The sequence below is a fragment of the Pigmentiphaga soli genome (assembly GCF_039541095.1).
GTDB lineage: Bacteria > Pseudomonadota > Gammaproteobacteria > Burkholderiales > Burkholderiaceae_B > Pigmentiphaga > Pigmentiphaga soli.
On the sequence record NZ_BAABFO010000022.1, the window covers coordinates 54,054 to 74,073 of the forward strand.

18 protein-coding genes are annotated in these 20,020 nt (G+C 69.9%); 7 read left to right on the forward strand and 11 right to left on the reverse strand.

Annotation, left to right across the window (positions count from 1 at the left end):
- Nucleotides 1-36 precede the first annotated feature (36 nt).
- The 4 genes from ehuD to ABD927_RS19230 all read right to left on the reverse strand — a co-directional run bounded on the left by ehuD (nt 37) and on the right by ABD927_RS19230 (nt 3,408).
- Nucleotides 37-714, reverse strand: coding sequence for an ectoine/hydroxyectoine ABC transporter permease subunit EhuD (gene ehuD / locus ABD927_RS19215; protein WP_345251460.1), 678 nt, complete (start codon nt 712-714; stop codon nt 37-39).
- A complete protein-coding gene (ehuC, locus tag ABD927_RS19220) occupies nt 711-1,373 on the reverse strand; it encodes an ectoine/hydroxyectoine ABC transporter permease subunit EhuC (protein WP_345251461.1) in 663 nt (220 codons plus the stop codon). Before ehuC ends, ehuD begins: the two co-directional genes overlap by 4 nt.
- The gene (ehuB, locus tag ABD927_RS19225; RefSeq protein WP_345251462.1) at nt 1,366-2,385 is read right to left on the reverse strand and encodes an ectoine/hydroxyectoine ABC transporter substrate-binding protein EhuB; all 1,020 of its coding nucleotides are present in this window, start codon (nt 2,383-2,385) and stop codon (nt 1,366-1,368) included. Before ehuB ends, ehuC begins: the two co-directional genes overlap by 8 nt.
- Before the next feature lie 102 nt (nt 2,386-2,487).
- On the reverse strand, nt 2,488-3,408 hold the full coding sequence (locus tag ABD927_RS19230; RefSeq protein WP_345251463.1) for a LysR family transcriptional regulator: 921 nt from the start codon (nt 3,406-3,408) through the stop codon (nt 2,488-2,490).
- A 99-nt stretch (nt 3,409-3,507) separates the two neighbouring features.
- Between ABD927_RS19230 and ABD927_RS19235 the strand changes: the two genes are divergently transcribed.
- Genes ABD927_RS19235 through ABD927_RS19255 form a run of 5 tightly spaced genes read left to right on the forward strand, consistent with a single transcriptional unit; the run spans nt 3,508 to nt 8,815 of the window.
- Nucleotides 3,508-4,764: an acetyl-CoA hydrolase/transferase family protein gene (locus ABD927_RS19235; protein ID WP_345251464.1), complete on the forward strand. Its 1,257-nt coding sequence runs from the start codon at nt 3,508-3,510 to the stop codon at nt 4,762-4,764.
- Nucleotides 4,761-5,531: an enoyl-CoA hydratase/isomerase family protein gene (locus tag ABD927_RS19240; protein WP_345251465.1), complete on the forward strand. Its 771-nt coding sequence runs from the start codon at nt 4,761-4,763 to the stop codon at nt 5,529-5,531. The genes ABD927_RS19235 and ABD927_RS19240 overlap by 4 nt, the downstream gene beginning before the upstream one ends.
- 13 nt (nt 5,532-5,544) lie before the next feature.
- Complete coding sequence (locus ABD927_RS19245) at nt 5,545-6,720, forward strand: acyl-CoA dehydrogenase family protein (protein WP_345251466.1); 1,176 nt, start codon at nt 5,545-5,547, stop codon at nt 6,718-6,720.
- Nucleotides 6,720-7,580: an HpcH/HpaI aldolase/citrate lyase family protein gene (locus ABD927_RS19250; RefSeq protein WP_345251467.1), complete on the forward strand. Its 861-nt coding sequence runs from the start codon at nt 6,720-6,722 to the stop codon at nt 7,578-7,580. Before ABD927_RS19245 ends, ABD927_RS19250 begins: the two co-directional genes overlap by 1 nt.
- A gap of 2 nt (nt 7,581-7,582) precedes the next feature.
- Nucleotides 7,583-8,815, forward strand: a complete 1,233-nt coding sequence (locus ABD927_RS19255; RefSeq protein ID WP_345251468.1) for a CaiB/BaiF CoA transferase family protein — start codon at nt 7,583-7,585, stop codon at nt 8,813-8,815.
- Between the two features lie 13 nt (nt 8,816-8,828).
- Here ABD927_RS19255 and ABD927_RS19260 read toward each other — a convergent pair whose 3' ends face one another.
- The 3 genes from ABD927_RS19260 to clpS all read right to left on the reverse strand — a co-directional run bounded on the left by ABD927_RS19260 (nt 8,829) and on the right by clpS (nt 13,493).
- Nucleotides 8,829-10,460, reverse strand: a complete 1,632-nt coding sequence (locus tag ABD927_RS19260; protein WP_345251469.1) for a DEAD/DEAH box helicase — start codon at nt 10,458-10,460, stop codon at nt 8,829-8,831.
- Nucleotides 10,461-10,878: 418 nt separating this feature from the next.
- Nucleotides 10,879-13,176 carry an ATP-dependent Clp protease ATP-binding subunit ClpA gene (gene clpA / locus ABD927_RS19265; protein ID WP_345251470.1) on the reverse strand — a complete coding sequence of 766 codons (2,298 nt, stop codon included), beginning with the start codon at nt 13,174-13,176 and terminating at the stop codon, nt 10,879-10,881.
- On the reverse strand, nt 13,173-13,493 hold the full coding sequence (gene clpS / locus ABD927_RS19270; protein ID WP_345251471.1) for an ATP-dependent Clp protease adapter ClpS: 321 nt from the start codon (nt 13,491-13,493) through the stop codon (nt 13,173-13,175). The genes clpA and clpS overlap by 4 nt, the downstream gene beginning before the upstream one ends.
- A 204-nt stretch (nt 13,494-13,697) precedes the next feature.
- On the opposite strand from clpS, the gene ABD927_RS19275 reads away from it, so the two are divergent.
- Nucleotides 13,698-13,955, forward strand: a complete 258-nt coding sequence (locus ABD927_RS19275) for a cold-shock protein (protein WP_345251472.1) — start codon at nt 13,698-13,700, stop codon at nt 13,953-13,955.
- Between the two features lie 199 nt (nt 13,956-14,154).
- Nucleotides 14,155-14,646 (forward strand): DUF192 domain-containing protein, encoded by a 492-nt coding sequence (locus ABD927_RS19280; protein WP_345251473.1) that lies wholly within the window; start codon nt 14,155-14,157, stop codon nt 14,644-14,646.
- A gap of 12 nt (nt 14,647-14,658) precedes the next feature.
- On the opposite strand, the gene pcaF is transcribed toward ABD927_RS19280, so the two are convergent.
- The 4 genes from pcaF to ABD927_RS19300 all read right to left on the reverse strand — a co-directional run bounded on the left by pcaF (nt 14,659) and on the right by ABD927_RS19300 (nt 19,952).
- A complete protein-coding gene (pcaF, locus tag ABD927_RS19285; protein ID WP_345251474.1) occupies nt 14,659-15,864 on the reverse strand; it encodes a 3-oxoadipyl-CoA thiolase in 1,206 nt (401 codons plus the stop codon).
- A 28-nt stretch (nt 15,865-15,892) separates the two neighbouring features.
- Nucleotides 15,893-16,531 carry a 3-oxoacid CoA-transferase subunit B gene (locus ABD927_RS19290; RefSeq protein ID WP_345251475.1) on the reverse strand — a complete coding sequence of 213 codons (639 nt, stop codon included), beginning with the start codon at nt 16,529-16,531 and terminating at the stop codon, nt 15,893-15,895.
- Between the two features lie 13 nt (nt 16,532-16,544).
- A complete protein-coding gene (locus ABD927_RS19295) occupies nt 16,545-17,234 on the reverse strand; it encodes a 3-oxoacid CoA-transferase subunit A (protein ID WP_345251476.1) in 690 nt (229 codons plus the stop codon).
- Between the two features lie 216 nt (nt 17,235-17,450).
- Entirely contained in the window at nt 17,451-19,952 is a 2,502-nt protein-coding gene (locus ABD927_RS19300) for a penicillin-binding protein 1C (protein ID WP_345251477.1), read from the reverse strand.
- Nucleotides 19,953-20,020: the final 68 nt, after the last annotated feature.

The window sequence follows — 20,020 nt, forward strand, 5'->3', positions numbered from 1 at the left end:
AGGACGCGCGCCCTCCGGGCGGCCGCGCGGGCGCGCTCATCGCCTTCCTCCCGCCGCGCCCAGCCGGCGCTCGGCGGCGCGCACCAGGGCGGCGGCGGCCAGGCTGAGGACCAGGAACAGCAGGCCCGCCAGGGTCAGCGGCTCGGTATAGCGGAACGTGGCCGATCCGATCATCTTGCTCTCCTGCAGCACTTCGACCACCGTGATGGCCGACAACAGCGGCGTGTCCTTGAACATCGCCACCAGGTAATTGCCGAGCGCCGGCACCACGGGCGGGATGGCCTGCGGCAGGATCACGCCCACGGCCGTGCGCCAGCGGCCCATGTTGAGCGCGACCGCCGCGTCCCACTGGCCGCGCGGCACGGCTTCGATGCCGGCCCGGTACACCTCGGCGCAATAGGCGGCGTAATGCAGGCCCAGCCCCAGCACGCCGGTGGCCAGCGGCGACAGCTGCAGCCCCGTGACCGGCAACACGTAGAACAGGAAATAGAGCTGCATCAACAGCGGCGTGCTGCGCAGGAACTCCACCGCCGCCGTTGCCGGCAGGCGCAGCAGGCGCCACGGAGCCCGCCGCGCCATGGCCAGCGCCAGCCCCAGCGCGGCGGCCAGCAGCATGCCCAGCACGGTGGCCTCCACCGTCACGACGAGCGCCCGGCACAGCTGGGGCAGGATGCGCCACGCGAACGCCCAATCGAAGATCGCCGGCTGCGTCATCGGACGGCCGCCCGGCCCTGCCGGCGCGCCAGCGCCCGCTCCAGCCCGCGCATCAACGCGGCCAGCAGCTGCGCGGCGGCGAAATACAGCAGCAGCGCCAGCCCGAACACCTCCACCGTGCGGAAGGTTTCGCTGCGCAGCAGCTGCGCGCTGAAGGTCAGGTCGGTCAGCGTTATCAACGACACCAGCGCGGAATTCTTCAGCAGCTCGATCAGCAGGTTGCCGGCCGGCGGCAGCATGGCCGGCACCGCCTGCGGCAGCACCACGCGCCACAGGACCTGCCATCCGCTCATGTTCAGCGCCACGGCGGCCTCGCGCTGCGCGGCCGGGACGCCGGCCACCGCGCCGCGCACCACCTCGGCCCCGTAGGCGCCGGCGTTGAGCGCCAGCACCACGGTGCCGGCGGCCATCGCCGATATCCGCAGCCCGAACAGCGGCAGCACGAAATACACCCAGAACAATTGCACCAGCGCCGACGTGCCGCGGAACAGCTCGACATAGCAGGCCGCCGGCCAGGCCACCGCGCGCCAGGGCGCCATCCGCGCCAGGCCGGCCAGCACCGCGATCGGCACCGCCAGCGCGGCCGCGCCGGCGACCACGCGCAGCGAGATGGCCAGGCCGTGCAGCAGCGGGACCAGCAGATGGCCGAATTCAGCCATCCCTGCCCCGCGCCGCGTCTTCCGGGGCGGCCGTGTGCATCGTGGCGACAGGCGCCGCGGCGCGAGCAGCCGGCGCATCGGCGGCGCCGGAAACCTGCGGCTCGCCGCGCCCGTCTTCGCCGGCCTGGTCGCCGCACAAGCGGGCGGCCGTCATGTCGCCGGGCAGCTCGTTGCGCGTGAACCCGAACGGCGCCACCAGCCGTTCGTGCTCGTCGCTGCCGATGAAGCGCGCCAGTTCGCCGTCGAACGCGCGCCGCAGGTCCTGGTCCTGCTTGCGGAAGGCGAACGCGCCGTAGCCGCGCACCGTCTCGCCGTCCAGCACCGGCTGGCGAAAGCCGCGCACCTTGCGGATGTTCCAGTCGGGCACCTTGGTCAGCACGTGATTGACGGTGAGCGAGGTGGCCGCATAGGCGTCGGCGCGGCCCGCCTGCACGCCCTCGACGGCGCTGACGACGTCGGGGAACACCACCACGCGCGAATCCGGGATGCCCGCCCGGCGGGCGTAGTCGACCTGGACCGCGCCGGCCACCACGCCCAGGCGCACCGACGGATCGGCCGCCACCTGCCGGTAGCCGCGCAGCCGGCGCGGATCGTCGGCCCGTTCCAGGAAGGCCTCGCCCACGCCGTAGGTGGGGCGCGAGAACGCGACCTGGCGGCAGCGCTCGGGCAGCACGTACATGCCGGCCGCGATGATGTCGAACCGCCCCGCCAGCAGGCCGGGGATCAGCGCGCCGAACTCGGTCAGCACGCCCTCGACCCGGGGCACGCCCAGCCGCCCCAGCACCACGCGGGCAATGGCCGGCGCCTCGCCCGTCAGCCCGCCATGGCTTTCCATATAGGCGAACGGCGCCTCGTTGGCGTAGCCGATGCGGATGGCGCCCCGCTGCACGGCGCGCGCCAGCGTGGAAGGCGGCGGCGCGCCGCGGTCGTCGCCGGAGCAGGCGGCCAGCGCCGCGCAGGCCGACGCCAGCAGCCCGGCGAGCAGGCGCGTGGAGGGAAAAAGGAAAGACATCGATACGAATGATATCTCTAGATATCATTTCAGTTCAAATGATATGGACGCAGCAACGCCATGTCAGTTCGATGCCGCCGCAGGCCGCGCGGGTGGGCGCCCTCACTCCGGGATGCGCGCCTGCGTGGCCAGCAGCCTGGGCCAGACCTGGGCCGCCGCCCGCAGGAACGCATCGATCAACGGATCGTCGCGCCGGCTGGCGTCGTGCACCAGATGCAGGGGGAAGTCGGTCGCGGCGATCGGCGAGGCCGCCAGCCTGCCCTCCTCCACCCCGCGCTCCACGTGCGACTGCCGCATCAGCATCAGCCCCACGCCGGCTTCCAGCAGCGCCCTGCCCAGGCTCGCATTGTCGAAGCGGGCGACGGTGTTCAGCTCCAGGCCGCGCTCGCCGAACATCTGCTGCAGCATGGTGGCATAGGAAGCGATGCCGCTGTCCAGCGGCGTGATCCACGGCAGCCTGGCGAGTTCGGCCCAGTCGGCCCGCTCGATGCGTTCTTTCCAGGCGACCGGGCCCGCCACGCGGAACGGGATCGAGGTGAGTTCGTGATAGGCGAAGCCGGAAATCGTCGGATGGCCCAGCATCACGGCGATGTCGAGCTCGCCCGTGCGCAGCCCCTCGCGCGCCACGGAAGACGGGCAGGCGCGCAGGTCGACGCCGACCAGCGGGTGGGCCTCGAGCAAGGCCTTGATGACGGGGCCGATGTGGGTGGACACCGGTTCGCTGGTCGAGCCCACCACCAGATGGCCTTCGATCTTGCCGTTCAGTTCGTGCGCGAACGAGGTGAAGAGCGTGGCTTCGTTCAGCAGGTTCCTGGCGCGCGCCAGCAGCAACTGGCCGGCGCGGGTCAGCTCCAGGTTGCGGTTGGTGCGCACGAACAGCTGCATCCCCAGCGCTTCCTCGATGGCCCTTACGTGCACGCTGGCGGCGGACTGGCTGATGTGCAGGCGCTCGGCGGCGCGGGTCAGGTGCTGCTCGGCGGCGACCGCGACGAAGGTTCGCAGTTGGACAAGGTCTATTAGCATGATTGTCGTGCTTGTCGCGGCGTTCGGAAATCGGAAACGCGGCGTCCGGAAAAAAGCCATGGATCGATGCCGGAGGCCTTTCTAGACTATATCCGACCTATGAAAACACTGCCCCTCGATCAACTGCGCCTGGCCGACCACTTGCGGCCGGGCGACGTCGTCGGCTGGCCGCAGGGCCCGGGCGAACCGCCGGCGCTGACCCGGGCGCTGATCGCGCAGCGGGAAGACCTGCGCGGCTGCGCCCTGCTGTTTGGCCTGACCGCGTCGGACACCCTGCAGCCCGCGCTGGGCGAATACTTCCGCTTCCACGCGCTGAACGGCGCGGGCGGCAGCCGCCGGGTAAGCGCCATGGCGGAGATCCATCCCTGCCACGTCGGCACCCTGCCGATGCTGTTCCGCAGCGGCGCCCTCCGCGTCGACGCCATGCTGATCCAGGTGGCGCGGCTTGCCGACGGGCGCTACAGCCTGGGCGTGATCGCCGATTTCACCGCCGCCATGATCGGCCAGGCCCGCGTCGTGATCGCGCTGCTCAACCCCGCCTTGCCGCCGCTGGACGGCGACGCGATCGTCGACGCCGACGACATCGACGTCCTGGTCGAACAGGACGACCGCATCTTCGAGATGCCCGACCCGGAGCCATCCGCGCTCGACATGAAGGTGGCCGAGCAGGTGGCGAACCTCATCCCGGACCGCGCCACCATCCAGCTCGGCATCGGCACCCTGCCGGTTGCGGTGGCCAAGGCCCTGGTCCACCACCGTGGCCTGGGCGTGCACAGCGGCGTGGTGTCCGATCTACTGGTGGAACTGGCCGAACGCGGCGCGCTCACCAACGCGCACAAAGGCATCGATGCCGGCGCGACCGTGACCGGCGGCCTGTTCGGCACCCGGCGCCTGCGCGATTTCGCGGTGCACGGCGGCGCGATCTCGATGCGCAGCGCCGACTACACCCACAGCATCGAGGTGGCGGCCCGGCTGTCCCGCTTCCACACCATCAACTCGGCCGTCGAGATCGACCTGAGCGGGCAAGTGAATTCGGAAGTCGCCGGCGGCCGCTACCTGGGCGCGGTGGGCGGCCAGGTCGACTTCGTGCGCGCCGGCCTGGCCTCGCCGGGCGGGCGGTCCATCCTCGCCTTCACCGCAGCCACGCCGGACGGCAGGCACTCGCGCATCGTCGCCTCGCTCGACGGCCGCCCCGTCACCACGGCGCGCAGCGACGTCGACGTGATCGTGACCGAATACGGGGCGGCGCATCTGCGCGGCTGCGGCCTGCGCGAACGCGCGCGCCGCCTGATCGCCATCGCGCATCCGGACCACCGCGATGCCCTGAAACACGCCTTCGAACGGGGAGCGGCATGACGCAAGACCTTGCTTTCGAGGATCTCGGACACGGGGTGTTCCGGATCCGCCTGCGGCGCCCGCAACGCATGAACGCGCTGGGCGTGGCGGCCACCGCCGCGCTCAGGCAGGCGGCCCTGGATGCCGCCGAGCGCCAGGCGCGCGTGGTGCTGGTCCAGGGCAGCGGCCCGGCCTTCTGCGCCGGCGCCGACCTGAAGGAGCGCCAGGCCATGGACCTGCCCGCGCGCCTGGCGCACAACGCCGACATCAACGAAGCCATCGCCGCGCTGGCCGCGCTGCCTTGCGTGACGGTGGCCGTGCTCAACGGCCTGGCGCTGGGCGGCGGACTCGAACTGGCCATGGCGTGCGACCTGCGCATTGCCGCGGCCGGCGTCAAGCTGGGGCTGACCGAGAGCCGCATCGGCGCCATACCCGGCGCCGGCGGCACCCAGCGCCTGCCGCGCCTGGTCGGCGTCGGCCGCGCCCTGCAAATGATGCTGACCGGCGAGCCGGTCGGCAGCGAGCACGCGCTGGAAATCGGCCTGGTCAACGAAGTGGTCGCGCCCGAACGACTGGACTCGCGCGCCCGGGAACTCGCCACGCTGCTGGCCGGGCGGTCCGCGGCCGGGCTGGCGGCGATCAAGCGGCTGACCTACGCCGGGCTGGACCTGCCGCTGGCCGACGGGTTGCGCATGGAGCGCGCCGCCCTGCCCGGCATCCTGGGCTCGGCCGAGTATGCCGAAGGCATCGCGGCCCTGCTGGAACGCAAAGGAAGTCCCACCTCCTGAAAGGAAAACGAGCATGAGCACCAGCCGCCTGCAACTGAGCGATGAACAACGCGCCCTGGTCGGCACCGTCCGCGAACTGGCGCGCGACAAGTTCCGCGACCGGGCGAAAAAATACCTGGACGGCACCTATCCGTGGGAGAACCTGCGCGACCTGGCCGGGATCGGCGTGCTGGGCATGTCGATCCCCGAGGAATACGGCGGCTCGAACCTGGCGGTGTTCGAAACCGCGCTGGTGCTCGAGGAAGTGGCCAAGGTCTGCTATCCCACCTCGATGGCGCTGCTGGGCGAGGTGGGCGTGCAGGTGCGCGTGATCTCCACCTACGCGCCGGAAAGCATGAAGCGCGACATCCTGCCCAAGGTCTGCTCCGGCGACGCCATGCTGGCGATCTGCATGACCGAGCCGCACGCCGGCACCGACGTGCCGAACTACCGCGTCAACACCACGCTCAAGGGCGACCGCGCCGTGGTCAAGGGCGTCAAGACGCTGATCAGCCGCGCCGACGAGGCCGAATGGTTCGTGGTGTTCAGCCGCATCGACGGCACGCCGGGCCGCGACGGCATCGGCTGCGTGCTGGTCAATCGCAACACGCCCGGCTTCGAGGTGACGGCGCGCTATCACACCATGGGCGGCGAGAACCTGGCGGAGATCCAGTTCAACGACTGCGAGGTGCCGATCGAGAACGTGATCCTCAGGCAGGGCGGCTTCAAGAAGCTGCTGTCCGCCTTCAACACCCAGCGCTGCCTGAACCCCAGCATCTCGCTGGGCCTGGCCGAGGGCGCCTTCGAAGAAGCCATCAAGTACGTGCGCGACCGCAGCATCTTCGGCCACCCGGTGGCCGACTTCCAGGGCATCCGCTGGAAGCTGGCCGAAATGTACCGCGACATCGAGGCCGGCCGCAGCCTGCTGTACCGCGCCTGCCTGACCGCCAACCCCTTCCCCGATCCGCACGAGGCGGCGATCGCCAAGATGTACGTGAACGAAATGGCCATCCGCGTCACCAGCGAGGCCTTGCAGGTGCACGGCGGCTACGGCTTCACCGACGACTACCCCGTCTCGCGCCTGTACCGCGGCGCGCGCTACGGCACGCTGGGCGGCGGCGCCACCGAAACCTTGAAGGACCTGGTCGGCAAGAAGCTGCTGTCGGACTTCGATCCGGTCGACGGCTTCCTCGGCATGAAGACATTCTGATGCGATCGCTACTATTCGTACCGGGCCACGATGCGCGCAAGCTGGCCAAGGCGCCGGATGCGGGCGCGGACGCGCTGATCCTGGACCTGGAGGATTCGGTGCCGGAGGGCGAGAAGGCGCGCGCCCGGCAGGTCTGCGCGGAATTCGTCGCCGCCCATCGCGAGCGCCTGCCGCTGTTCGTGCGCATCAACGGGCTGGCCACCGGCCACGCCCTGCCCGACCTGGCCGCCGTCGTGCGGGCCGCGCCGCACGGCATCATGCTGCCGAAATGCGAAGGCCGGCGCGACGTCGAACGGCTGGCCGACTGGCTGTCGGCGCTGGAAGCGCGCGACGGCCTGCCGCCGCAGTCCACGCGCATCCTGCCCATCGTCACCGAGACCGCGGCCTCGCTGTTCCGGCTGGGCGGCTACGCCGAAGCCAGGGAACCGCGGCTGTGCGGGCTGATGTGGGGCGGCGAGGATCTGGCCGCCGACCTGGGCGCCACCGCCAATCGCGACAGCGGCGGCCGCTACGCGGCGCCGTACGAACTGGCCCGCTCGCTGACCTTGCTCGGCGCCGCCGGAGCGCAGGTGGCTGCGGTCGATGCCATCCATGCCGACTTCCGCGACCTCGCCGGCCTGCAGGCCGAGGCGGAAGCGGCGCTGCGCGACGGCTTCTCGGCCAAGGCCGCCATCCACCCGGACCAGGTCGGCCCCATCAACGCCGCGTTCACGCCCTCGCCCGACGCCGTGGCCTGGGCCCGGCAGGTCGTCGCCGCCCTGGACGCCTCGGGCGGCGCGGCGGTGGCCCTGGAAGGAAAAATGCTGGACCGCCCGCACTACCGCGCGGCCCAGCGGATCATCGCCCGTTGCGGAGGCTAGCCATGTCGTCAAACCAAACGGCGGCCGGCGGCCGCCCCCTGCCCCTCGAAGGCATCCGGGTGATCGACCTGTCGCACGTGTATAACGGGCCGTATGCCACCTTCCTGATGGCGATGGCCGGCGCCGACGTGATCAAGGTGGAGCCGCTCCAGGGCGAACACCTGCGCAGCCGCGGCGACCTGGGCGGCGCGGCGCTGCCCTACGCCATGCTGAACTCCAACAAGAAGGCGGTCACGCTCAATCTCAAGACCGGAAAAGGCCGTGCGCTGCTGCTGGAGATGGTGGCGCGCGCCGACGTGCTGGTGGAAAACTTCGCGCCCGGCGTGATGGACCGGCTGGGCCTCGGCGCCGATGCGCTGCTGCAGCGCAATCCGCGCCTGATCTACGGATCCAGCTCAGGCTATGGCAAGACCGGGCCCTATCGCGACTACCCGGCCATGGACCTCGTGATGCAGGCCATGACGGGGGTGATAGACGCCACCGGCTTCCCGGACCAGCCGCCGGTCAAGGCCGGCGCGGCCATCTGCGACTTCATGGCCGGGATCCATCTGTATGCCGCCATCGCCACGGCGCTGTACGAGCGCGAACGCACCGGCGCGGGCCGCGTGGTCGAAGTTTCGATGCAGGAGGCGACCTACGCCTCGCTGGCCTCCAACCTGGGCATGCTGTACCTGCGCGGCGACGAGGCGCCCGCCCGCACCGGCAACCGCCATGGCGGCCTGGGCATTTCGCCGTACAACGTCTATGCGGCGCAGGATGGATACGTGGTGCTGAATTCGCCCGGCGATCATCACTTCCGCGCGATTCTCGACGTTCTGGGAAGGCCGGACCTGAAGACCGATCCCCGCTTCCTGACCCGCACGACGCGGGTGCAGAACTTCGAGGCCGTGGACGAGCTGATCGAGACCTGGACGCGTACCCTGCCGAAGGACGAGATCGCGCGCCGCATGCTGGCGGCCAAGGTGCCGTGCGCGCCGGTGCGCAGGCTGGCCCAGGTGATGAACGACGAGAACATGCATGCGCGCGGGACGCTGCAATGGGTGGACCACCCGGAGCTGGGCCGGGTGGTGCTGCAGAACTCACCGCTGATCTTCGAAGGCAGCGAACGCCAGGCCCTCGAGCCCAGCCTGCCGCTGGGCGCCTCCAACCGGGAGGTCTTCGGCGATTGGCTGGGCCACTCGGCGCAGGAACTGGAGCAGTTGCAGGCGAACGAGGTGATCGGGCCCAGCCGCTGAAAGCGGGACGGCCTCAGGCTGCCCGGCGGCGCGAGTCGAAGCGGCGCGGCTGGGCGTCGCGGAACTCGCCACGCTCGCCGTCGGGACGCTGGCTGCGCTCGGCGGCCGGGCGCTCGCTCCAGGCGCGCTGCTGCGGGCGCGCTTCGGGCCGGTCGCCCCAGCTGCGCTGGGGCCGGTCGCCCTGGCCGCCCTCGGGGCGCTGGAACCCTTCGCGCCCTTCGGGCCGGCGAAAGCCGTCACGCTGGCCATAGCCGCGGTTGTCGGAGCGCGGGGCGCTCTCGCGATCGCCGTAGCTCCGGCCTTCCGGCCGCTGGAAACCCTCGCGGTTGCCATAGCCGCGGCCTTCGGCCCGCTGGGCACTCTCGCGGTCGCCGTAGCTGCGCCCTTCGGGGCGCGGCTGGTAGCCATCGCGGCCGCCGCGCTGGCCGTCGCGCGCGCCCGGCTTCCAGCCGGGCCGCCCGTTGCCGCGCCGCGGCGCGGGCCGGTCGGCGCCGGGACGCGGCGCGCGCTGGGGCTCAAGCCCGGCGATGACCTGGACCGGCACGCTCTGCGCGATGTAGCGCTCGATGTTGCGGATCTTGTAGCGCTCGGCATGGGTGGCCAGCGTGAACGCCAGCCCGTCGCGGCCGGCGCGGCCGGTGCGGCCGATCCGGTGGACGTAGTCTTCGGCCTGCATCGGCAGGTCGAAATTCACCACGTGGCTGATGCCCTGCACGTCGATGCCGCGGGCCGCCACGTCGGTGGCCACCAGCATGCGGACCTGGCCGCGCTGCACCTTGGCCAGCGTGCGGGTACGCTGGCGCTGGTTCATGTCGCCATGCAGCGCCTCGGCCTCGAAGCCCTGTTCGGCCAGCGTGTCGGCCAGTTCGTCGGCCGCGCGCTTGGTCGAAGTGAAGATGATGGCCTGCTGCACGGACACGTCGCGCAGCAGATGGTCGAGCAGGCGCATCTTGTGCGAGAAATCGTCGGCATACAGCAGCGCCTGGGTGATGTTGGCGTGCTTGTCCTTCTGGCCGGCGATCTCGATCCGCTGCGGATCGCGCATCATCCCGGCCGCCAGCCGCGCCACGCTGCCGTCCAGCGTGGCCGAGAACAGCAGCGTCTGGCGCGAGGCCGGCGTGCGCGCGACGATGGCTTCGATATCCTCGATGAAGCCCATGTCGAGCATGCGGTCGGCCTCGTCCAGCACCAGCACTTCCACTTCCGACAGGTTGACCTTGCCCGACTGCACGTGATCCAGCAGCCGGCCCGGCGTGGCCACCAGCACGTCCACCCGGCGCGACAGCGCCTTCAGCTGCGCGCCGTAAGGCATGCCGCCCACCACGGTGGCGGTACGCAGCCAGTTCAGCGCCTTGCCGAACACGCGGGTGGCGTCGGTCACCTGTTGCGCCAGTTCGCGGGTGGGCGTCAGCACCAGTACCCGCACGCCGGGCGTGCGCAGCGGCGAGGCGCCCAGCTGGCGGTTCAGCGCCGGCAGCATGAAGGCCGCCGTCTTGCCGCTGCCGGTCTGCGACGACACCATCAGGTCGTGGCCGGCCAGCGCTTGCGGAATGGCGCGCTGCTGGACGGGGGTGGGTTCGGTGAAGCCGGCTTCGGCGACGGCCGCGAGCAGCGCCGGGGCCAGGCCCAGGGATTCGAAAGACATGTTTTTTCCTTTCCTTGCGTAATGCCCGGCGCAGGCCAAAGGAACGCCCCGCCGGAACGCAGAAGACGCGAACGGCGAACGGCCCCTTCCTGGGACCGGACATGGACGAACCTGGAGACGCGCACCAGGCGCCGGAGCGGACTTGGCCGTTCCGGGACGGGTCATCGGCGCCGACCGATAATCACCGTGCGCGCAGAGGCGAAGGGAAAGACGAGGTCAGAGACGATGCAGTTGCGGGAACACTTTCCCGATCGACTGCATGGAGGCCGCGTCGCCGTGTCGTGCTTACGACCGATGCGTGCGACGCGATTTGTGCAGCGCAGTGATCATAGCGCACACTGCGCGCTATGTCACTGTTTTTACGGAAGAATCGCCGCAGCCACAACAGCCGCGGCGCAAAAACCACACGGGGCCGGGCTCAGTCCGTCAGGACTTCCGCCGGCTCGGGCTTGGCCTTCGGCTCGTCGCCTTCCTTGAAAGTCAGCACGACTTCCTCGTTGGCGTCGATGTCGACCGTGACCTTGCCGCCGTTGACCAGTTTGCCGAACAGCAGTTCGTCGGCCAGCGCGCGCCGGATGGTGTCTTGGATCAGCCGCTGCATCGGGCGGGCGCCCATCAGCGGATCGAAGCCCTTCTTGCCCAGGTGCGCGCGCAGCGCATCGGTGAAGATCACTTCCACCCGCTTCTCATGCAGTTGCTCTTCCAGCTGCATCAGGAACTTGTCGACCACCCGCAGGATGATCTCTTCGTTCAGCGCCTGGAACGAGATGATCGCGTCGAGCCGGTTGCGGAACTCGGGCGTGAACATCCGCTTGATCTCGGCCATCTCGTCGCCCTGCTCGCGCGCGCCGGCGAAGCCGATCACGTTCTTCTGCAGGGTTTCGGCGCCCGCGTTGGTCGTCATGATGATGATGACGTTGCGGAAGTCGGCCTTGCGCCCGTTGTTGTCGGTCAGCGTGCCGTGGTCCATCACCTGCAGCAGGATGTTGAAGACCTCGGGGTGCGCCTTCTCGATTTCGTCGAGCAGCAGCACGCAGTGCGGCTTCTTGGTGACGGCCTCGGTGAGCAGGCCGCCCTGGTCGAAACCGACGTAGCCCGGCGGCGCGCCGATCAGGCGCGACACCGCGTGGCGTTCCATGTATTCCGACATGTCGAAGCGCAGCAGCTCGATGCCCAGGATGAAGGCGAGCTGGCGGGCCACTTCCGTCTTGCCGACGCCGGTGGGGCCGGAGAACAGGAAGGCGCCGATTGGCTTGTCGGGCTTGCCCAGGCCGGAGCGGGCCATCTTGATCGAGGCCGACAGCGCGTCGATCGCGGCGTCCTGGCCGAACACCACGGCCTTCAGGTCGCGCTCGAGCGTGGCCAGCTTGCTGCGGTCGTCGCTGGAAACCGACTGCGGCGGGATGCGCGCGATCTTGGAGACGATGTCTTCGATCTCGGCCTTGCCGATCACCTTTTTCTGCCGCGACTTGGGCAGGATCCGCTGCGCCGCGCCGGCTTCGTCGATCACGTCGATCGCCTTGTCGGGCAGGTGGCGGTCGTTGATGAATTTGGCCGACAGCTCGGCCGCCGCCGACAGCGCGGCCGCCGAATACTTGACGCTGTGGTGGTCTTCGAAGCGCTGCTTCAGGCCGCGCAGGATCTGCACGGTCTGCTCCACGCTGGGCTCGTTGACGTCGATCTTCTGGAAACGGCGCGACAAGGCGTGGTCTTTTTCGAAGATCCCGCGGTATTCCGTATAGGTCGTGGCGCCGATGCACTTCAACTGGCCCGACGACAGCGCCGGCTTGAGCAGGTTGGAGGCATCCAGCGTGCCGCCCGAGGCCGCCCCGGCGCCGATCAGCGTGTGGATCTCGTCGATGAACAGGATCGAGCGCGGGCTGTCCTTCAATTGCTTGAGCACCGCCTTCAGGCGCTGTTCGAAATCGCCGCGGTATTTGGTGCCGGCCAGCAGCGCGCCCATGTCGAGCGAGTAGACGGTGGCGTCGGACAGCACCTCGGGCACCGCGCCTTCGGTGATGCGCCAGGCCAGGCCCTCGGCGATGGCGGTCTTGCCGACGCCGGCCTCGCCGACCAGCAGCGGATTGTTCTTGCGCCGGCGGCACAGCACCTGGATGACCCGCTCCACCTCGTTCTCGCGACCGATCAGCGGATCGATCTTGCCGGCCTTGGCGGCGGTATTGAGATTCTGGGTGTACAGATCGAGCGGCGATTGCTTGGCTTCCGATTCGGCCTCCGCTTCGGGTTCCTTGGGCGTGCTGGACGCCTCTAGCTGTGGCTGCTTGGTGATGCCGTGCGACATGAAATTGACCACGTCGAGCCGGGTGATGCCCTGCTGGTGCAGGTAGTAGACCGCGTGGGAGTCTTTCTCGCCGAAGATCGCGACCAGCACGTTCGAGCCGGCCACTTCCTTCTTGCCGTTGCCGGTGGACTGCACGTGCATGATGGCACGCTGGATCACGCGCTGGAAGCCCAGCGTGGGCTGCGTATCGGCTTCTTCGGTGCCGGGAATGACGGGAGTGTTGTCGTTGACGAAATTGCGCAGGTTGCGGCGAAGGTCTTCGACGTTGGCGGCGCAAGCGCGCAGGACCTCCGCGGCCGACGGATTGTCGAGCAGCGACAGCAACAGATGCTCCACGGTGATGAACTCGTGCCGGGCCTGGCGGGCCTCGACGAATGCCATGTGGAGACTAACTTCCAATTCTTGAGAAATCACGCTTCCTCCATGATGCACTGAAGCGGATGCTGGTTCTGCCGTGCGAAACGGCTCACCTGTTCGATTTTCGTCTGGGCGATGTCGCGCGGATAGACTCCGCAGACGCCACTGCCCTCGTGATGCACCTTGAGCATGATCTGAGTGGCCTGCTCTCGCCCCTTGCTAAAAAACTTCTCCAGTACCAGCACAACGAACTCCATCGGCGTGTAATCGTCGTTCAACAGCAGCACCTTGAACATTGGAGGTGGCTTGGTCTTCGACGGTTCCCGCTCAAGCAGCGTCGTCTGATTCGGCTGAGAATCGAACCCGGTGCTCATGCGCCTATTCTATCCACTTGAAAGTACCCCGCAAGACGTCAGCATACCTCTTCCGCCCGGGGCAACCCGAGCTTGACGCGCCGGGGCAACTTTCCCATTATTTGGAGCTGAGGGCTTCGCTATCAACCCCTTGTCACTATTATTACTCTGCCAGGGCCGGTAACGAAGAGACTTTTGAAACCGACTACAAGAAGGCATCAGACCATGTCCACCAACGATTCCTCCAGCCGTCCCGGCGCGGGCAGCGGCGCGCCCAGGGGCACCGGCACCGTCAAATGGTTCAACGACGCCAAGGGCTTCGGCTTCATCACGCCGGACGACGGCGGCGATGACCTGTTCGCCCATTTCTCGGCGATCCAGATGAACGGCTTCAAGACCCTGAAAGAAGGGCAGAAGGTCGTCTTCGAGGCTGCCCAGGGGCCCAAGGGCAAGCAGGCGCTGAACATCAGCGAAGCCCGCTGAGCCCGGGCCGCCGGGGGGCGGCCCGCAACGCGCCTCGCGGGGCGCCTCGGCATTGCCTGCCAGCAGGGCAGGTTCGTGGCCAGCCCTGAAAGATGTTTCCACATCACATTCGTACGCTGGCCGCGGCGGTCCATGCTACGCTCGACTCCGCGTCGCCGCCGCGCATGTCGCGCGGCGGGATTGTCGTCGAGCCATCGTGATGTCCGCCCTGATTCCGTTCGCCCTGTCCTTTCCGGCGCGCCCGGTGCGCCGCGTTCTCCGTCTTGCCGCTGCCGCGGCGCTCGCCTGCGCGTCGGCCGCCGCGGCGGCCCAGCAGCCGCAATCGCTGCCCGTGCGCCAGCTGCGGGCCGGCATGTACCTCATCCAGGCCGAAGTGGCCAGTACGGAACAGACCCGCGAACTGGGCCTGATGTTCCGCGAACGGCTCGCGCCCAATCACGGCATGCTGTTCATTTTCGACCAGCCCGGCACGCAATGCATGTGGATGCGCAATACGCTGATCCCGCTGTCGGTGGCCTTCATCGGCGACGACGGCGCCATCGTCAACATCGAAGACATGGCGCCGCAGACGGAAAACAGCCATTGCGCGGCCAGGCCGGTGCGCTACGCGCTGGAAATGGACGCCGGCTGGTTCGCCAAGCGGGGCTTCAAGGCCGGCAGCAAGCTTGAAGGCATTCCAGGCGTGCGCTGAAAGTAAATACTTCTATACCCGTTCCAGGACGACGGCGATCCCCTGCCCCACGCCAATGCACATCGTGCACAACGCGTAGCGGCCGCCCGTCCGGTGCAGCTGGTTGACCGCGGTGGTCGCCAGCCGCGCGCCGCTGGCGCCCAGCGGGTGGCCCAGCGCGATGGCGCCGCCGTTCGGATTGACCCGCGCGTCGTCGTCGGCCAGGCCCAGCTGGCGCAGCACCGCCAGCCCCTGAGCGGCAAAGGCCTCGTTCAATTCGATCACGTCGATCTGGTCGAGCGTGAGGCCGGTCAGCTCGAGCACGCGGCGGGTGGCCGGGGCCGGGCCGATGCCCATGATGCGCGGCGGCACGCCGGCGGTGGCCATGCCCACCACGCGCGCGCGGGGGGTCAGGCCATGGCGCGCGGCGGCCTCTTCGCTGGCCAGCAGCAGCGCGGCGGCGCCGTCGTTGACGCCGGAAGCGTTGCCGGCCGTAACCGTGCCGTCGGGGCGCACCACGCCTTTCAGGCGGGCCAGCGCCTCCAGGCTGGTTTCGCGCGGGTGCTCGTCGCGCGTCACGACCAGGGGGTCGCCCTTGCGCTGCGGAATCGTCACCGGCGTGATCTCGGCATCGAAGAAGCCGGCCTTCTGCGCCGCCGCGGTCTTCTGCTGGCTGGCCAGCGCCATGCGGTCCTGCGCCTCGCGCTCGATGCCGAAGTCGACGGCCACGTTCTCGGCCGTCTCGGGCATGGAATCGACCCCGTAGGCCTGCTTCATCAGCTTGTTGACGAAGCGCCAGCCGATGGTGGTGTCGTGGATCTCGGCCGCGCGCGAAAACGCCGATTCGGCCTTGCCCATCACGAACGGCGCGCGGCTCATGCTTTCGACGCCGCCGGCGATCATCAGCCCGGCCTCGCCCGCCCGGATCGCGCGGGCTGCGCTGCCCACCGCGTCGAGCCCGGAGCCGCACAGGCGGTTGAGCGTGGCGCCCGGCACCTCGACCGGCAGGCCGGCCAGCAGAGAGGCCATGCGGGCCACGTTGCGGTTGTCTTCGCCGGCCTGGTTGGCGCAGCCCAGGATCACGTCCTGCACGGCGGCCCAGTCCAGCTGGGGATGGCGCGCGATCAGCGCCTTGATCGGGATGGCGGCGAGATCGTCGGTGCGTACCGGCGATAGCGCGCCGCCGTAGCGGCCGAAGGGCGTGCGCAGGGCGTCGCAGATGAAAGCCTGGGTGCTCATGGTCCGGTTTCCGTTGAAAGGTACTGGTTCAGCCGCGCATCAGCGGGACGCCGGCGAGGCGTTGCAATTCGTCGAACGGCAGGCCGTCGACGATATCGGTCGCGGTCACGCCGTCGGGTCCGATGTCGAACACGGCCAGGTCGGTGTAGACGCGGCTGACGCAGCCGACGCCGGTCAGCGGGTAGCTGCAGCGCCGCACCAGCTTGCTGCTGCCGTCCTTGGCCAGCAATTCCATCATCACGAACACCTGCTTGGCGCCGATGGCCAGATCCATCGCGCCGCCCACGGCCGGGATGGCGTCGGGCGCGCCGGTGTGCCAGTTGGCCAGGTCGCCCTGCACCGACACCTGGAAGGCGCCCAGCACGCAGATGTCCAGGTGGCCGCCGCGCATCATCGCGAACGAGTCGGCATGATGGAAATACGCGGCGCCGGGCAGCGCGGTCACGGGCTGCTTGCCGGCGTTGATCAGGTCCCAGTCTTCCTGGCCCTTGGCCGGGGCCGGGCCCATGCCGAGCAGGCCGTTCTCGGTGTGCAGCAGCACCTCGCGGCCGGCCGGCAGGTGGTTGGCCACCAGCGTGGGCAGGCCGATGCCCAGGTTCACGTAGGCGCCCTCGGGAATGTCGCGGGCCACGCGGGCGGCCATCTGGTCGCGGTTCAGTTTGTTCATGGCGTCGTATACCTCAGGCGGCACGGGCGGTGGAGGACTGGGCGGGTACTTGTACCACCCGATGCACGAAGATGCCGGGCGTGACGACATGCTCGGGGTCCAGGGCGCCGAGTTCGACCGTCTCGTGCACCTGGGCCACGGTCAGCTTGGCCGCGGTGGCCATGACCGGGCCGAAATTGCGCGCCGTCTTGCGGTAGGTGAGGTTGCCCCAGCGGTCGCCGCGGTAGGCGCTGATCAGCGCGACGTCGCCGCGGATGGGGTACTCCAGCACGTAGTCGCGGCCGTCGATATGGCGCGTTTCCTTGCCTTCGGCCAGCTGCGTGCCGTACCCGGTGGGCGTGTAGAAGGCGCCGATGCCGGCGCCGGCGGCGCGGATGCGCTCGGCCAGGTTGCCCTGGGGCACCAGTTCCAGTTCGATCTTGCCGGCGCGGAACAGGCCGTCGAACACATAGGAGTCGGTCTGGCGCGGGAACGAGCAGATCACCTTGCGCACGCGCCCCGCCTGCAGCAGCGCGGCCAGGCCGGTGTAGCCGTTGCCGGCATTGTTGTTGACCACCGTCAGGTCGCGCGCGCCCTGCTCGATCAGGCCGTCGATCAACGCATTGGGCAGGCCGGCGGTGCCGAAGCCGCCGATCAGGACGGTCGAGCCGTCCTTGATGCCGGCCAGCGCCTCGGCCACCGAAGCGACGATTTTGTCGATCATGGATGTCTCCGCACGGAACCGGCCGGGCGGCGCGGCGTGCTGGGTTGAGAAAAGTTCTATAGGCGAACTATTGTTCGAATATTAAACATTAGACATCGATTCCCGCCCCGCAGCAAGCAGAAGAAAGTGTCCGCCTCCAGGACGCAGCGGATCCAGCTCCGCCGGTCCGCCAGCGTCGCCCCTCGAGGGCGCGCGAAGCGCGTAGGAGCGGACTCGCTACCGCAAGCCGCGCACGGTGACGCGCACGCTGTCGTAGCGGCCCGCCTCGTCCATCGCGGTCACGGTGTGCAGGCCGTTTTCGGTGAACGACACGTCGATGGCGCGGCCGGCCTGCGCCCTGCGCACGGGGCGGCCGTCCAGCATCCACCAGAGCGCGCCTTCCGCGCCGAGGGCTCTCAGCTGGACGTCGATCCGGGCGCGGCCCGGGACGGGACGCAGGACGGCGCCGGTTTCCAGGCCTTCGAGCCGCACCGCCGCGGGGCCGTTGCGCAGGGCCGGCGCGCATGCGGGATGCCAGGGCGGCAACTGCGCGCCGCGCAGCAGTCCGGCTTCCACCCAGGGCTGCAGGACGAGGGGCCAGCGCGCCGTTTGCGTGGCCCGGCCGGGCACGGGACAGCCGGGCGCCGTGCGCCGGCCCGACGCCGGATCGATCCATACGGTTTCGGTCTGTCCGCCGGGCACGTCGCGGTCGGGCAAGGTGGGGGGCGCCGCGTCGTCCAGCACCCAGGCCAGGCGCTGTTGCAGGCACAGGCCGGACGGTGTGACGGCGGCGCGCAGTCCCAGCGGCCAGCAGATCGCCAGCGGGCGCACCGACGGCGGCGGCACGCGGGGCGCGGGCGCCGGCGCGGGCAGGGCCGCGGCCAGGTCTTGCAGCAAGGGCGCGGCGACATTGGCGCCGAAGAAGCCGGGGTTGGGCGTGCCGTCGGGCCGGCCGACCCAGACGCCGAGGGTCCAGGTGCCGGTCACGCCGATCGCCCAGGCGTCGCGGAAGCCGAAGCTGGTGCCGGTCTTCCAGGCCAGGCCGCGGCGGCTGGCATCGAAGGACCGGCCGGGGTCGCCGCCGGTTTCCAGGATGTCGCGGATGATGAAGGCGGCGCCGGGGCTCATCAGGCGCGATTCGATGCGCGGGTCGGACGGCGTGAGCCGCAGCCGGCCGGCCATGCCGCCGCGCGCCAGGGCGCGGTAGGCGCCGACCAGCTCTTCCAGCGTGGTGCCGGCGCCGCCCAGGATCAGGCTGAGGTTGGGCGGGGCGCCGCCGGTGCGCAGGCGGACCCCGCCGGCCCGCAATTGCGCGGCGAACGCGACCGGGCCGATGCGGTCCAGCAGGTCGACCGCCGGCACGTTGAGCGAACGCCGCAAGGCCTCGGCCACGCTGACCGGGCCGGAAAAGGCGGCCTGGAAGTTGCCGGGCCGGTAGCCGCCGAACGATTGCGGCGCGTCCGCCAGCAGGCTTTCGGAATGGACCAGGCCGGCGTCGAGGGCCATCGCGTACAGGAAAGGCTTGAGGGTGGAGCCGGGTGAGCGCACGGCCTGGATCATGTCGACCTGCGAGGCGCGGCGGGCGTCGAAGAAATCGGCCGAGCCTGCATAGGCACGGGCTTCGAGGCTGTCGTTGTCCATCACCAGCACCGCCATCGATACGTGCGGCGGCAGCGTGCCGATGCGGTCCATCAGCATGTTCTCGACCACGCTCTGCAATTCGGGGTCGATCGTGGAGCGTACGACCGGCAAGGCGGACGGCCCGCCTGCGGCGTTCGCATGCGCCGCGGCGGCAGCCGTTCCGGCCGTCGCCTCTGCCGGGCCGGCCTGCGCAGCGCCCGCCTGCGCCACCCCACCCTGCACCGCCCCGCCCTGCGCAGCTTCATCGTGTCTCGCCCCATCCCGCGCAGCCGCCCGCTGCCGCAGCCGCTCGGCGGCCAGCGGCGCGAGCCAGTGCGGCTTGAGCACCTGCACCACGATGCTTTCGGTGCGGGCGTCCTGCACCGCGGCGGCCGGCCATACGCCGCGTTCGGCCATGCGCTGCAAGACCTTGTCGCGCGCCCGCGCCGCGGCCGCCGGTTGGCGGTCGGGCCGCAGCCGCGACGGTGCCTGCGGCAGCGCGGTCAGCAGCGCCGCCTCGGCGTGGCTCAGTTGCGAGGCGGGCTTGCCCAGGTAGCTGCGGCTGGCCATTTCGACGCCCTCCACGATGCCGCCCATCGGCGCGTGGTTCAGGTACAGCGTCAGGATCTGGCGCTTGGAAAGATGCCATTCCAGTTGCAGCGCGCGCAGGATCTGGCGCAGCTTGGCGGGCACCGAGCGCGGCTCGGCGCGCAGCGCGGGGTCCACCATGCGGGCGACCTGCATCGTCAGCGTGGAGCCGCCGGACACGATGCGGCCGGCGGTCAGCCATTGCCATGCGGCGCGCGCCAGCGCCGCCGGGTTGACGCCCGGATGCCAGGCGAACCAGCGGTCTTCGAAGGTGAGCAAGGCCTGCAAATACAGCGGCGACACCTCCTCGGGCGAGACCGGATAGCGCCAGACGCCGTCGGCGCCGGGATAGGCGCGCAGCGGCGAGCCGTCGGCCGCGGTCACCAGCACGCCGCCGTCGGCGGGCGCCCGCGCCGCGGCCGGAAGCGGAAAGCAACGGTCGAGCGCCACCGCCACGAGCGCGCCCGCCGCCACCGCCGCCACCGCCACCGTCCACCGCAGAACCCCGCCGACACCCATGTCACCCCTCATGACGCCACGCGCCTCCGACACCCATGCCCGCGCCCCAGCCCCTCCAGGGATGCGGCGGATCCGGCTCC

Bases quoted from the DNA above. Each gene is read 5' to 3' on its own strand.
- ehuD (WP_345251460.1), bottom strand. From the start codon at position 714: ATGACGCAGCCGGCGATCTTCGATTGGGCGTTCGCGTGGCGCATCCTG.
- ehuC (WP_345251461.1), bottom strand. From the start codon at position 1,373: ATGGCTGAATTCGGCCATCTGCTGGTCCCGCTGCTGCACGGCCTGGCC.
- ehuB (WP_345251462.1), bottom strand. From the start codon at position 2,385: ATGTCTTTCCTTTTTCCCTCCACGCGCCTGCTCGCCGGGCTGCTGGCG.
- ABD927_RS19230 (WP_345251463.1), bottom strand. From the start codon at position 3,408: ATGCTAATAGACCTTGTCCAACTGCGAACCTTCGTCGCGGTCGCCGCC.
- ABD927_RS19235 (WP_345251464.1), top strand. From the start codon at position 3,508: ATGAAAACACTGCCCCTCGATCAACTGCGCCTGGCCGACCACTTGCGG.
- ABD927_RS19240 (WP_345251465.1), top strand. From the start codon at position 4,761: ATGACGCAAGACCTTGCTTTCGAGGATCTCGGACACGGGGTGTTCCGG.
- ABD927_RS19245 (WP_345251466.1), top strand. From the start codon at position 5,545: ATGAGCACCAGCCGCCTGCAACTGAGCGATGAACAACGCGCCCTGGTC.
- ABD927_RS19250 (WP_345251467.1), top strand. From the start codon at position 6,720: ATGCGATCGCTACTATTCGTACCGGGCCACGATGCGCGCAAGCTGGCC.
- ABD927_RS19255 (WP_345251468.1), top strand. From the start codon at position 7,583: ATGTCGTCAAACCAAACGGCGGCCGGCGGCCGCCCCCTGCCCCTCGAA.
- ABD927_RS19260 (WP_345251469.1), bottom strand. From the start codon at position 10,460: ATGTCTTTCGAATCCCTGGGCCTGGCCCCGGCGCTGCTCGCGGCCGTC.
- clpS (WP_345251471.1), bottom strand. From the start codon at position 13,493: ATGAGCACCGGGTTCGATTCTCAGCCGAATCAGACGACGCTGCTTGAG.
- ABD927_RS19275 (WP_345251472.1), top strand. From the start codon at position 13,698: ATGTCCACCAACGATTCCTCCAGCCGTCCCGGCGCGGGCAGCGGCGCG.
- ABD927_RS19280 (WP_345251473.1), top strand. From the start codon at position 14,155: ATGTCCGCCCTGATTCCGTTCGCCCTGTCCTTTCCGGCGCGCCCGGTG.
- pcaF (WP_345251474.1), bottom strand. From the start codon at position 15,864: ATGAGCACCCAGGCTTTCATCTGCGACGCCCTGCGCACGCCCTTCGGC.
- ABD927_RS19290 (WP_345251475.1), bottom strand. From the start codon at position 16,531: ATGAACAAACTGAACCGCGACCAGATGGCCGCCCGCGTGGCCCGCGAC.
- ABD927_RS19295 (WP_345251476.1), bottom strand. From the start codon at position 17,234: ATGATCGACAAAATCGTCGCTTCGGTGGCCGAGGCGCTGGCCGGCATC.
- ABD927_RS19300 (WP_345251477.1), bottom strand. From the start codon at position 19,952: ATGAGGGGTGACATGGGTGTCGGCGGGGTTCTGCGGTGGACGGTGGCG.